Source organism: Actinoplanes sp. NPDC051405 (assembly GCF_055586185.1).
In genome coordinates this window covers 171,921-183,342 of the sequence record NZ_JBVJIR010000022.1, presented here as the reverse complement: position 1 = coordinate 183,342, position 11,422 = coordinate 171,921, and the positions used below count along the sequence as shown (strand labels likewise).

The 11,422-nt window shown below is 71.9% G+C and carries 15 protein-coding genes; 12 read left to right on the top strand and 3 right to left on the bottom strand.

Going from position 1 to position 11,422, the window contains the following annotated elements:
* Positions 1 to 1,078, bottom strand: a 1,078-nt coding sequence (locus ACZ6S4_RS37725) for a hypothetical protein (RefSeq protein WP_465479500.1), incomplete at its 3' end; no start/stop codon positions are given.
* A 137-nt stretch (positions 1,079 to 1,215) separates the two neighbouring features.
* Between ACZ6S4_RS37725 and ACZ6S4_RS37720 the strand changes: the two genes are divergently transcribed.
* Positions 1,216 to 1,578: a hypothetical protein gene (locus ACZ6S4_RS37720; RefSeq protein ID WP_465479499.1), complete on the top strand. Its 363-nt coding sequence runs from the start codon at positions 1,216 to 1,218 to the stop codon at positions 1,576 to 1,578.
* Positions 1,579 to 1,584: 6 nt separating this feature from the next.
* Here ACZ6S4_RS37720 and ACZ6S4_RS37715 read toward each other — a convergent pair whose 3' ends face one another.
* Complete coding sequence (locus ACZ6S4_RS37715; RefSeq protein ID WP_465479498.1) at positions 1,585 to 2,820, bottom strand: low temperature requirement protein A; 1,236 nt, start codon at positions 2,818 to 2,820, stop codon at positions 1,585 to 1,587.
* A gap of 130 nt (positions 2,821 to 2,950) precedes the next feature.
* Here ACZ6S4_RS37715 and ACZ6S4_RS37710 point away from each other — a divergent pair, with 130 nt between their 5' ends.
* The 11 genes from ACZ6S4_RS37710 to ACZ6S4_RS37660 all read left to right on the top strand — a co-directional run bounded on the left by ACZ6S4_RS37710 (position 2,951) and on the right by ACZ6S4_RS37660 (position 11,040).
* Positions 2,951 to 3,811: a S1C family serine protease gene (locus ACZ6S4_RS37710; protein WP_465479497.1), complete on the top strand. Its 861-nt coding sequence runs from the start codon at positions 2,951 to 2,953 to the stop codon at positions 3,809 to 3,811.
* A gap of 30 nt (positions 3,812 to 3,841) precedes the next feature.
* Positions 3,842 to 4,870 (top strand): AAA family ATPase, encoded by a 1,029-nt coding sequence (locus tag ACZ6S4_RS37705; protein WP_465479496.1) that lies wholly within the window; start codon positions 3,842 to 3,844, stop codon positions 4,868 to 4,870.
* 3 nt (positions 4,871 to 4,873) lie between these two features.
* Entirely contained in the window at positions 4,874 to 5,758 is an 885-nt protein-coding gene (locus ACZ6S4_RS37700; protein ID WP_465479495.1) for a DUF58 domain-containing protein, read from the top strand.
* Positions 5,755 to 6,729: a vWA domain-containing protein gene (locus ACZ6S4_RS37695; RefSeq protein ID WP_465479494.1), complete on the top strand. Its 975-nt coding sequence runs from the start codon at positions 5,755 to 5,757 to the stop codon at positions 6,727 to 6,729. The genes ACZ6S4_RS37700 and ACZ6S4_RS37695 overlap by 4 nt, the downstream gene beginning before the upstream one ends.
* Entirely contained in the window at positions 6,729 to 7,799 is a 1,071-nt protein-coding gene (locus ACZ6S4_RS37690; protein WP_465479493.1) for a VWA domain-containing protein, read from the top strand. Before ACZ6S4_RS37695 ends, ACZ6S4_RS37690 begins: the two co-directional genes overlap by 1 nt.
* Before the next feature lie 132 nt (positions 7,800 to 7,931).
* Positions 7,932 to 8,666, top strand: coding sequence for a hypothetical protein (locus ACZ6S4_RS37685; protein ID WP_465479492.1), 735 nt, complete (start codon positions 7,932 to 7,934; stop codon positions 8,664 to 8,666).
* 6 nt (positions 8,667 to 8,672) lie between these two features.
* Positions 8,673 to 9,245, top strand: coding sequence for a MauE/DoxX family redox-associated membrane protein (locus ACZ6S4_RS37680; RefSeq protein ID WP_465479491.1), 573 nt, complete (start codon positions 8,673 to 8,675; stop codon positions 9,243 to 9,245).
* A complete protein-coding gene (locus ACZ6S4_RS37675) occupies positions 9,242 to 9,778 on the top strand; it encodes a hypothetical protein (protein WP_465479490.1) in 537 nt (178 codons plus the stop codon). Before ACZ6S4_RS37680 ends, ACZ6S4_RS37675 begins: the two co-directional genes overlap by 4 nt.
* The gene (locus ACZ6S4_RS37670) at positions 9,775 to 10,281 is read left to right on the top strand and encodes a hypothetical protein (RefSeq protein WP_465479489.1); all 507 of its coding nucleotides are present in this window, start codon (positions 9,775 to 9,777) and stop codon (positions 10,279 to 10,281) included. The genes ACZ6S4_RS37675 and ACZ6S4_RS37670 overlap by 4 nt, the downstream gene beginning before the upstream one ends.
* Positions 10,282 to 10,458, top strand: coding sequence for a hypothetical protein (locus ACZ6S4_RS37665; RefSeq protein ID WP_433730311.1), 177 nt, complete (start codon positions 10,282 to 10,284; stop codon positions 10,456 to 10,458).
* 69 nt (positions 10,459 to 10,527) lie between these two features.
* A complete protein-coding gene (locus ACZ6S4_RS37660) occupies positions 10,528 to 11,040 on the top strand; it encodes a hypothetical protein (RefSeq protein WP_465479488.1) in 513 nt (170 codons plus the stop codon).
* 51 nt (positions 11,041 to 11,091) lie between these two features.
* Here the strand turns inward: ACZ6S4_RS37660 and ACZ6S4_RS37655 are convergent, their stop codons facing one another.
* Entirely contained in the window at positions 11,092 to 11,412 is a 321-nt protein-coding gene (locus ACZ6S4_RS37655) for a DUF6193 family natural product biosynthesis protein (RefSeq protein ID WP_465479487.1), read from the bottom strand.
* Positions 11,413 to 11,422 lie beyond the last annotated feature (10 nt).

The window sequence follows — 11,422 nt, the reverse complement described above, 5'->3', positions numbered from 1 at the left end:
GGCCGGGCGTTTGCTTCTTTTCTCGTTCGCCACGGCCTCCCCCCCCCAAACGACGGACCACCCCCACCCCCCCCCCCCCCCCCCCACAACCGCCCACCGCCCCCCCCCCCCCCCCCCCCCCCCCCCCCCCCCCCCCCCCCCCCCCCACCGCCGACTCCCGGCCCAGGGCGACGCCGGCCAGGAACGTCGCGGCAGTGTAGAAGGCGAGCAGCGCGGTGGTGACGATGCCGTACGTGACGGTGGCGCTGAGCGCCCGGTCCACGTCGTACAGATCGTGGCGCAGCACCGCGATCGCCGTGGCCGCCGGGATGGCGACGTAGGTGGCCGCGAGCCCGAGCAGGACCAGGTCGGGACCGTCCAGGAACAGGTAGCTGACCCAGCACAGCACCAGGGTGGCCGGAATGAAAAGGGCGCCCAGCGCGAACCACTTGATCTGGGCCCGGCGCACCGGATCGCGCTCGCGGCGGTGGCGGGTCACCATCGACACGGCGGTGGCGACCAGCAGGCCGAGGAAGACCGGCAGCAGCGCCAGGCCCGCGACCATCAGCTCCGGTTCCAGGCCACCGGCGCTCAGCACGTGCGGCAGGCCGGTGAAGGGCGCCGGGAACGGCGCCGGGTCGAACGCCACCAGCACGGTGAAGGCAACCGGTACGGCGATCAGCCCGATCCCCACCCACCGCCACCGCCGGCCCGGCACCCTCCCGTCCGGGAAGGTCAGGGCGAGCAGGGCGGGCGGCACGTAGAGGAACATCCAGTCGCCGGCGTGCAGGGCGACCAGCACGGCCGAGACCGGGACCACGTCCGGGCGCTGGGCCACCGCCTCGACGTAGACGTCACTGGCGGCCATCCCGATCGGCAGCAGCCCCACCCAGGTGAGCAGGGCACCGACGATGTTGCCCGGCCGGCGGACCGCCACCACCACACCGAGGCCCACCGACACCAGGCCGAGGACCGTCGCGACCACGACATAGGCCACGGCGCCGGGGTCGCCGGCCAGGTGGGCGAACACCCCGCCGGCCGCGGCCACGACGACGGCCACCCCGGCGATCCCGTACGCGATGAGCGGTCTGACCTGCATGTCCTCACCGTAGGGCCGCGGGGGCGGCAACGGATACGTGCCAGCACGGAGAAACGACCGGCGGCAGCACGGATCCGGCGCGGCGGGGCCCGGCCGGAGACTGCTGGGCATCGCATTCCGCACACTCGGAGGAAACCATGCACCGTTCGAAGGGCTTCGTCACCGGACTCGTCATCGCCGGCCTGCTCGGCCTGGGCGACATCATCACGCTGCTGGTCGGCAACGGCGAGACGCCGCCGGTCGAGGTGGCCGCCGTCGGCGCCGCGCTCGGCCTGATCACCGTCGCCGCCCTGGTCCCGGCGTGGCGGGGCAACCGCGGCGCGGTCATCGCGATCGTCGTCTCCCGGCTCCTGTCCGCCATGACCGCGCTGCCGGCATTCTTCGTCGACGACGTGCCCGCTCCCGCGGTCGCCGCCGCCGCGGTCGGCATCGTGATCACCCTGGTCGCGGTGGCGCTGGTCGCCACCCGGCTGCGCCGGCCCGCGGCCGTCCCGGCCTGACCCTCCTCAGACCTTGGCGGTACGGACCTCACCGGAGCGGTGCAGCGCGAAGCCGGTCAGCACGCCCGCCACCGTGAGCGCCGCGAACAGGCCGACGGTGACGGCGGGGGAGAGGTCGAGCAGAGCGATCAGCAGGGCCAGCGGTACGCCGGCGCCGGGCCAGATCACGGCCCCGCGGATCCGCTGGCCCAGCTGGCCCTGCATCACCGCCGCGCTGAGCAGGTAGCCGGCGGTGGCGATGCCCAGCACCCACCTCGTCCCGGCGGTGAGGTGGTCGTCGGCCCCGTGCAGCACCGCGTGTTCGAGCCCGACCGCGACCGCCGCCAGCGAGACGGCGAGCGGCAGGTGCACGTACACGTAGAAGTCGTGCACGCCGTGCTTGGTCGCGTGATCCCCCTCGGCGGCGAGCCGGCGTTTGGCCGCGCCGCCGGACAGGTCGAAGTAGATCCACCACAGCGCCGCCGCCACCACGAACGCCGCCACCGCCGTGACGACCACGGCCGGCTTCCACTCGCCGTCGTGCAGGCCGGTCACCACCGCGGCCACGGACTCGCCGAGCACCAGGATGACGAACAGCCCGAAGCGTTCCGGCAGGTGCTCCAGGTGCAGCGGGACGGCATCCTTCAACCGGGCCGCGGCGGTCGGCCACACCAGGTCCGCGAACACGCCGACGCCCCACAGCACGTACCGCGCCGGGGCCGGTACGGCCAGCGAGACCAGCCAGATCGCCGCGCCCAGCCCGTGCCCGATCAGGTACAGGCGGGCCGTCGAGCGGGCCTTGGGCACGTGCCACCAGGCCCGTACGTAGCCGGCGATCAGCGCCAGCCGGATGATGACGTAGCCGATGACGAACCAGCGCCCGGTGGGCTCGTCGATCTTGTCCACCGCGGCCGCCATCGCCACCACCCCGACCATGGCGGCCAGGGTGATCAGCCGGAACACCGCGTCGTCGGTGTCGAACCGGTTGGCGTACAGGGTGGTGCTGGCCCACGCCCACCAGCCCACCGAGAGCAACGCGGCGAACACCGCGGCGCCGTGCCAGGTCTCGTCCTTGGCCAGCACGTCGGCGCAGCGGGCGACGAACAGCACGAAGGCCAGGTCGAAGAAGAGCTCGAGGCGGGTCGCCGAGCGGTTCGACTCCTGGTTGAGGTCGGGCGGCCGGACGGGTTCGACCTGTTCGGCCTCCTCCTCGTCGAGGCGCTCACGCTCGTCCTGGCCGAGCTGGTCCTCTGCGTTCGTCACTGGGCCTCCAACGCCGTGTTGCCGTGCGCTCGAACTACCCCGGGAGTGTCCGGTCATACCCGTATGTGCACGGTCGGCACGCTCGGGCCACTCACATGGATCTTTGAGGTGGGCGGCCTAGCCTGGGGTGATGGTCATCGACCTCACGGGCGGCAGTGAGCCGGAACGGACCCGCAGGCGGCCCTGGCGCGCGTACGGGAACCGTCGCCTGCTGCCCTGGGCAGCGATTGTCGCCGCATTGGCGCTCACCGCCGCGATCTTCTTCCGCTGGGGGTCCGCCGGTGATCCGGCACCGGTCGCCGCGGCGCCCAGCCCTTCGGCCTCGGCCACCGCCCTCACCGTCCCGCAGGTCTACGAGACGCTGCTGCCATCGGTGGTGTTCATCCAGGCCACCGGTGGTTCCTCCGCCGTCGCGCGGGGCGTCGAGGGCGGCACCTCCGCCGCCGAGGCCGCCACCGGCACCGGCGTGGTCGTCAACGCGGACGGCACGGTGCTCACCGCGCTGCACGTCGTCGAGGGCGCGACCGCCATCCAGGTGACCTTCGCCGACGGCACCCGCTCGGCGGCCGAGGTCGCCACCGCCGAGGCCGCCAACGACATCGCGACGCTCACGGTCAGCAAGCTGCCCTCGGTGGTCGTGCCGGCCGTGCTCGGCGGCGCGGGGCTGGGAGTGGGCGACGCCGTGGTCGCCGTCGGCAACCAGCTCGGCCTGCGCAACAGCACCACCGCCGGGGTCGTCTCCGGGCTCGACCGCTCGGTCGGCCGGGGCCGGACCGCCGACCTGACCGGGCTCATCCAGTTCGACGCGGCGGTCAACCCGGGCAGCTCCGGCGGGCCGCTGATCAACACCCGGGGCGAGGTGGTCGGCGTCATCGTCGCCCTGGCCAACCCGACCGACGCCGGGACGTTCATCGGCATCGGCTTCGCCGTGCCGATCGGCACCGCCCTCGGCGGCGACGGCCCCGGCGACGGACCAGCTCTTCCGCTCTGACCACGCCCACCGATTCCCGAGGACGGTTCCATGAATTCACCGGTACGCGGCCAGGACTGGACCGACGGCGGCCGCCAGTCCCCGGGCGGCTCCCCGGCCGGACCGGTGGAGCAGGTGCTCTACGAGGTCAAGAAGGTCATCGTCGGGCAGGACGTCCTGATCGAACGGCTGCTGGTCGCCCTGCTGGCCCGCGGGCACATCCTGGTCGAAGGCGTGCCGGGGCTGGCCAAGACGCTGGCCGTCAAGTCGCTGGCCGAGGCCATCGGCGGGCAGTTCCACCGGGTGCAGTTCACCCCCGACCTGGTGCCCGCCGACATCCTCGGCACCCGCATCTACCACCAGCCGACCGGCGAGTTCCAGGTCTCACTGGGCCCGGTGTTCACCAACCTGCTGCTGGCCGACGAGATCAACCGGGCCCCGGCCAAGGTGCAGAGCGCCCTGCTCGAGGTGATGCAGGAGCAGCAGGTCACCATCGGCCGCGAGACCCACCGGGTGCCGCTGCCGTTCCTGGTGATGGCCACCCAGAACCCGATCGAGTCCGAGGGCACCTATCCGCTGCCCGAGGCGCAGGTCGACCGGTTCATGATGAAGGTCGTCGTGGGCTACCCCAGCGCCACCGAGGAGTTCGTCGTCGTCGAGCGGGCGATCGGCCCGGCCGCGGCGATCGTGCGGATCATCGACCCGGACACGCTGGTGGCCATGCAGGGCGACGTCGACCGGGTCTACATCGACCCGTCGCTCATCGAGTACGCGGTCAGCCTCGCCCACGCCAGCCGCGAGCCGGGCACGGTGGGCCTGGCCGACCTGGCCCGGTACGTCACCTTCGGGGCCAGCCCGCGCGCCTCGATCAGCCTGGTGCTGGCCGCCCGGGCCCTGGCGTTCATCCGCGGCCGGGACTACGTCGTCCCGCAGGACCTGACCGACCTGGCCCTCGACGTGCTGCGGCACCGGCTCGTGCTGTCCTACGAGGCGCTGTCCGACGACGTGACGGCCGATGCCGTCCTGCAGAAGATCCTGGCGGCGCTGCCGATCCCGGATCCCGCCGGCCGGGGCCGCTGAGCGATGGCCACCGCCACCGACCGGTTGCTGCGCCGCCTGGAATGGCAGGTGGTGCGCCGCCTCGACGGCCGGCTGCAGGGCGCGTACCGCACGTTGTGGCACGGCGCCGGCACCGACTTCACCGACCTGCGCACGTACACGCCCGAGGACGACGTCCGGCACATCGACTGGAACGTCACCGCGCGCCTCGACGAGCCGTTCGTGCGGCAGTACTCCGAGGACCGGGACATGACGGCCTGGCTGGTGCTGGACCGTTCGGCGTCGATGCGTTTCGGCGCGGAGGGGCACGGCAAGGACTCGGTCTCGGCCGAGCTGGTCGTCGCCCTGGCCCGGCTGCTCACCCAGGGCGGCAACCGGATCGGCGCGATCCTGTACGACAACCGGGCGCACCAGATCATCCCGCCGCGCACCGGACGCAACCAGATCCTGCGGCTCGCGCACGAGCTCACCAGGCCTCAGCCGGCGACCGGGCCGGGCGCGACGACCGACCTCGCCGCGATGCTGCGGCTGGCCGCTGCCACCACCTCGGTGCGCCGCAGCCTGGTCTTCGTGGTCTCGGACTTCATCGGCGACCCGGGCTGGGACCGGCCGCTGGGGATGCTGACCCACCGGCATGAGGTGGTGGCCGTCCGGATCGTCGACCCGGCCGAGCTGGACCTGCCCGACGTGGGCCTGGTGCTGGTCGAGGACGCCGAGACCGGGGAGCAGCTGATCGTCGACTCCAGCGACCCGTTGCTGCGCCGCCGGCTGGCCGAGCAGGTCGACGCTCACGAGCAGGCGGTGACCGAGGGCATGCGCCGGGCCGGGGTCCGCCCGCACCGGATCACCACGGACCAGGACCTGCTGCGGGCGCTGGTCGGCCTCGTGCTGCAGTCGGGACGGCGGTGACCGTGCGGTATCCGTTCATGCTGGTGGTGGCGGTGGTGGTCACGGCGGGTGCCGTGTGGGCGTACCTGGTCCTGCAACGCCGCCGCACCGCCGCGCTGGCCGCGTTCGGGGTCGGTGGTCCGGGTGGATCGCGCCGTGCGGCCGTGCGCCGGCACCTGCCGTACGTGTTGCTGCTGGCGGCCCTGCCGCTGCTGCTGGGCGGTCTCGCCCGGCCGCAGGCCACGATCGACGTGCCGCGCGTCTCGGGCACGGTCGTGCTGGTCTTCGACGTCTCCAACAGCATGGCGGCCAAGGACGTGGCGCCGAGCAGGCTGGCCGCCGCCCAGGCCGCGGCGACGAGCTTTGTCGAGGAGCAACCGGACACGGTGGACATCGGCGTCGTCGTCTTCGGCGACCAGGCGCTGACCACGCAGACGCCCACCGACGACCACGCGGCGGCGCTGGCCGCGATCAACCGGCTGACCGCGACCGGCGGCACGTCGCTCGGGCAGGCCATCCTGGCCGCGCTGACCACGATCACCGGCAAGCCGGTGACCCTGCCCGAGGACGGCGCGCCATCACCGCAGCTGGGCTACTGGGGATCGGCGAGCGTGGTGGTCCTCTCCGACGGCGAGGACACCGGAGACCCCGCGCGGGCCGAGGCGGCAGCGGACCTGGCCGCCGCGGCCGGGGTACGCATCCAGACCGTCGGCGTCGGCACCACCGCCGGCGCCACCGTGCAGGTCGAGGGCTACCAGCTCGCGACCAAGCTGAACGAGCAGGTGCTGCGGGGCCTGGCTGACGCCACCGGCGGCACCTACCTGACGGCGGGGGACTCCGGCGCGCTGGCCGCCTCGACCAGGTCGATCGACCTGAAGCTGACCAGCCGCAAGGAACCGGTCGAACTCACCGGCCCGGTCGCCGGACTCGCCCTGCTGTTGCTCGCGGCCGGCGCGCTGCTGATGATCCGCTGGCACGGAAGGATCGTCTGATGTCGCTGAGCTGGCCGTGGGCGCTGGCCGCCCTGCTCGTGGTCCCGGTGCTGCTGCTGGCCCGCTGGTGGGCCGACAAGCGACGCAAGCGCGCGGCCCTTCGCGTGTCGAGCGTCGCGCTCATCCGCGCGGCCCTGCCCGGCCGGTCGCAGTGGCGGCGACGGATCCCGGTGATCCTGTTCCTGACCGGCCTGCTGGCTCTGGCCGGCGCGCTGACCCGCCCGCAGGCGTCCCTGACCGTGCCGTCGACCGAGAGCACCATCATGCTGGCCATCGACGTGTCCGGCTCGATGTGCGCGACGGATGTGGCCCCGAACAGGCTGACCGCGGCGACCGAGGCGGCCAGGAAGTTCGTCGAGGACCAGGACGGCCGGACCCCGATCGGCCTGGTGGCGTTCTCCGGCATCGCGGCCCTGCTGGTCCCGCCGACCACCGACCAGCAGGCCCTGCTGAAGGCGATCGACGGCCTGACCACAGCCCGCGGTACGGCCATCGGCCAGGCGATCCTGACCTCGATCGACGCGGTGGCCGAGGTGAACCCGGACGTGCCGGCCACCGGCGTCGACCTGGGCGACGGCCCACCGGGACAAACCGTCACCGACTACGAGCCGGACACGATCGTGATCCTCACCGACGGCGCCAACACCCGCGGCGTCGACCCGGTGACGGCCGCTGAGCAGGCCGCGGCCCGGCGGCTGCGGGTCTTCACGATCGGCTTCGGCACCACGAACCCGAGCCAGATGGTCTGCACGCCGGAGCAGGTGGGCAGCGGATCGCCGATGCGCGGCGACCCGCAGGGCTTCGGCGGAGGCGGCGGCCGCAACCCGCAGATCGACGAGGAGGCGCTGACCCAGGTGGCCGACCTGACGGGCGGCCGCTACTTCCAGGCCGAGGACGCGGAGCAGCTGAGCGACGTCCTGGGCGACCTGCCGAGCGAGATCGGCCTGCGCCGCGAGGACGTGGAGATCACCGCGTGGTTCGTGCTCGCCGGGACGCTGCTGGTGTTCGCCGGGCTGGGACTGTCGCTGTGGTGGAACCGGGGGCCTGCCGTCCGTCGCCGTTCCCTCTAGCGCGATTTCGATCAACCATTGTGTCTGACCTTTCTGCGTCTTATTCGGTGTCCAATTTGACGCAGTGTCCACTCCGGAGAAATTGAACTGCTTGAATTAGTTTACTGCTGCGGATAGCGTCCCTACCGGCCCATGACATCGCGCCTTAACGACCGGGGAGTTAAGATGGCAGCGATTACGAAGCGTTATGCCTTCCTGAAGCCGGACCTGGCTGACGTGGAGGTTTCCTTTCCGAAGGTGGCGTCCGGGGCCGGAGTCTGCTCCAGCTTCGCCGTCCTCAAATTCGGCGATATCGAAGTCGAGCTGAACGACTCCAGCGCGGCCATGCTGCCGGAATACTTCGAGGCCGGGTCGGCGGTTCCGGACGGCGAGATCACCCTCGCCACCGGATGGCCGGTGGCAATCGCGCGGATCGACGCCGCCGCGGGCGGTGGAACCTGTTTCGGGATCAAGGTGGGCGAGCGAGTGCTGCTGGGCTCGGTGCCGGTCACCATGTCACTGGAGAAGCTCGCCGGTTGGCTGGGCGATCTGCAGATCACCGCGACGAGCGCGGGCCTGACCGTACGCCCGACCCGGGCCACCTGGTCACCCGACCGCCAGGCCAACATCGTGCTCGGGGTGACGTTGCAGTCCGGCCAGTCCAGTCTGCTGGACATCCGGCCGGCCTTCAAAAGCATCAAGCCTTCCCGCTCCGGCGTGGCGGTCGACGGCGGCTACCTGTCCCGACAGGGCAGTGCCGAGCAGCAGGAATACCTGGTGCTGAGCGCTGCGGACCACGTCGTCTACATCCTGAGCCCATCCGGGCGGGATCTCGACGAGGTGGCCGCACTCGGCTCGAGTGTGACCGTACGCCCGGCCCCGCGCTGACCCGGCGTGGAACTCTTCGTCCTCGTCGCGATCCTGAGCACCAGCCTGATCCTGCTGGCCGCGGGCATCCAGCACCTGGCCGGGAACGCCACCTTCCGCTCGCGACTGCGGGCGCACGGCGTGGCCGGACCGCGAGCGGGCCTGCTGATCGGCACCGGCCTTCCGCTGCTGGAGGTGCTCGTCGCCACCGGGACCTTCGCAGCCGTCGCGACATCGAACAGCACGGGCCTCATCGCGTTCCTGCTCGGGCAGGCCGCCCTCTACCTGGCCTTCGCCGGGTATCTGGCCCGGGTCGTGCAAGCGGGGAACGCGGGCGTCCCTTGTGGATGCGGTCCCGCTGAGGTTCCGGTCGGTCGTTCGGCGATCGCCCGCGCGATCGGTCTGGGGCTGTTGTCCGGCGCGTCGGCAGCCGGTGTCGCTGCTCTGGATGCCGGCGCCGTGGCCCTGCACGCCGATGCCCGTGGCCTGCTGGCCGCTGCGGCCGGTCTCACCTTCGCGATCCTGCTGGTGATCCTCGCCTCCGCTCGCCGGTTGGAGACAACCGAGTCCCGTCCCGACGACCTGATCGGATCAGCATGACCACCACGACGGCTGCCCTGGTGCTCGCCTGGATCGCCATAGTTCTGCTCGCCCTGGCCACCGCGGGGCTGCTGCGCCGGGTCGAGCAGCTCAGCTCGCGCGGCACCGTGACCGCGGAGCCGGTCGTCGAACCGGTCCGCGGGCTGCGGCTGCCCCTGGACCAGCACCTCGGCGAACTCGCCGGCGGGCCCGGGGAAGTGTTGGTGTTGTTCGCCTCCACCTCCTGTGCCACCTGCCAGACCGCTGTCGACGGCATCGTCGCGGCGGATCCGGCCGATTTCCGCGTCGCCGTGGCGGTCCGGGAGTCGACCTTGGGCCCGCTCGAGGTGCCGTCCGGGTGGGTGCACCGGACCTCCGCACAGGCTCTCTTCCAAATCATGCGGATCCCGGCCACGCCCTACCTGGTCCGGCTCGGGCCGGACGGCACCATCGTCGACTCGGCGATGGTCGTCGGCTCATTCGACATCAAGCATTGGCTGACCCAGCAACCCGCGGTCGCGAACGCGGCCCGACGGGAAGGAGCCCGAACATGACCATGTCCTATGCCGACATCCCGGTGACCGACGAGAACGTCGCCAAGGCACGTCTGCGCACCCCGGCCGCGAGCCGCCGGGCTGTTCTCCGTACCGGTGTCGCGGTGGTGACCGGAGCGGCGTTCAGCACCCTCGAAGTGGTGAACTCCGCGGTGGCCAAGGCCGCGTACTTCCAGGACTGGACCAACGCGTCGACCGGCCCGTGCGCGTCCGGCAACTACGCCAGCCGACACACGGAGAACGGCATCAAGTGCGGTCCGTCCCTGGTGTGCACGGCGTGCTGCTGGACCGCCGCGAACAGCGGAGGCAACCGGAGAGGGTGGCACCGGACCGGCGAGGTGCGGCCGGTCGAGTACAGCCAGCGGCCGGACCAGTGCTGGAACGGCACCTACGACTCGTGGCGGTGGCGGTTCAGCGACGGGAATACGTACCGCTGCTCGGACGGCTACCGCTACACGAACTCGACGGGCACAGTGAAGACCATCTGCCCGTGGTCGGTGTAGATGTCCGTCGGGCCGTACCGGCCGCAGGTCGCTCTGCGGCGGCTCCTCACCGCACCGCTCACCGCCATCGTGCTGCTGGGCGGGCTGACGTCGGCGCTTCTCGTCAACGGCAACCTGCCCTGGGCGATCTCCACTGTGGCCGCCGCCGCGGGGGTGTCACTGTCCGGCTCCGTTTGAGGCCTGAACAGCGCCTGGGCGCTGCGGGCCTCAGGTGGGGGCCGGAGAAGTGCGATTCCGCTCTGGGCGGTGTTCCTGGTGGGGCTGATGTCCGGTGGTGCCCTGTCCGGGGTGGCGGTCGGTCTGCTGGCCGCGTTGCTGCCGTGGACGCCGTCGTCCGGCTCGGCGCTGGTGGTCGCGGTGGCCGCGATCGCCCTCGCCGGCTATGACCTGTCCGTCAAGAAGGTGAACCTGCCCCAGCGCCGGGAGCTCATCCCGCAGGAGGTGTTCTTCCGCAGCCACGCCCGCGGCTTCCTCCGCTTCGGGCTGGAGTTCGGTTCCGGCACGCGCACCTTCGTGACCTCCGCGTCGCCGTACATCCTGATCGCGATGATGCTGGGCCTGTCGACCTCCTTCACCCAGGTGGTGCTGGTCGGCGCGGCCTTCGGGTTCGGACGCTCGATCGGGCCGCTGCAGGCGATCCTGGCCGAGGACCGGTTCTGGTCGCAGGACCTGACCGGCACCGCTCGGCTCGTCGAACGGCTGGGCTCGGTGCTCGCCGCCGCGGTGACAGTGGCCTCGGCCGTCGCGTGGTTCAGCTGACGGCCGGGCCCTGCAGATGTCGAACGTCGCACCCCGACCGCCTGACGACGGTCAGTCGGGCAGGCTCGCGACGAGTAGCTCGACGACCTCGTGTGCTGTCGCGGCCTCACCGATGAGCTGTCCGTAGCTGGCGGTGTAGACCTTGTAGGGCGGCCCGGCCAGAACGATCATCGGCAGATCGTCAGCGGGAGCGTCCGGGTACCGCCACGCGGACCGGAAGAACCTCAGCGTTCCGTGGGTGGGAAAGCAGAAGAGGGTCCGCAGCGCCGGGTGCTCCGAGGCGGCCAGGAGGACCGGATTGTCCGACCACCAGGCCGGCCGGCCATGAAGAAGCTCCCGCCAAGCCTCCGCAGCGTCAACCGGTTGCTCCATGCGGACATCC

Excerpts from the sequence above, each read along its gene's own strand:
- ACZ6S4_RS37665 (WP_433730311.1), top strand. The coding sequence starts at position 10,282 with ATGTCCGTCGGGCCGTACCGGCCGCAGGTCGCTCTGCGGCGGCTCCTC.
- ACZ6S4_RS37685 (WP_465479492.1), top strand. The coding sequence starts at position 7,932 with ATGACATCGCGCCTTAACGACCGGGGAGTTAAGATGGCAGCGATTACG.
- ACZ6S4_RS37670 (WP_465479489.1), top strand. The coding sequence starts at position 9,775 with ATGACCATGTCCTATGCCGACATCCCGGTGACCGACGAGAACGTCGCC.
- ACZ6S4_RS37655 (WP_465479487.1), bottom strand. The coding sequence starts at position 11,412 with ATGGAGCAACCGGTTGACGCTGCGGAGGCTTGGCGGGAGCTTCTTCAT.
- ACZ6S4_RS37710 (WP_465479497.1), top strand. The coding sequence starts at position 2,951 with ATGGTCATCGACCTCACGGGCGGCAGTGAGCCGGAACGGACCCGCAGG.
- ACZ6S4_RS37720 (WP_465479499.1), top strand. The coding sequence starts at position 1,216 with ATGCACCGTTCGAAGGGCTTCGTCACCGGACTCGTCATCGCCGGCCTG.
- ACZ6S4_RS37690 (WP_465479493.1), top strand. The coding sequence starts at position 6,729 with ATGTCGCTGAGCTGGCCGTGGGCGCTGGCCGCCCTGCTCGTGGTCCCG.
- ACZ6S4_RS37700 (WP_465479495.1), top strand. The coding sequence starts at position 4,874 with ATGGCCACCGCCACCGACCGGTTGCTGCGCCGCCTGGAATGGCAGGTG.
- ACZ6S4_RS37705 (WP_465479496.1), top strand. The coding sequence starts at position 3,842 with ATGAATTCACCGGTACGCGGCCAGGACTGGACCGACGGCGGCCGCCAG.
- ACZ6S4_RS37675 (WP_465479490.1), top strand. The coding sequence starts at position 9,242 with ATGACCACCACGACGGCTGCCCTGGTGCTCGCCTGGATCGCCATAGTT.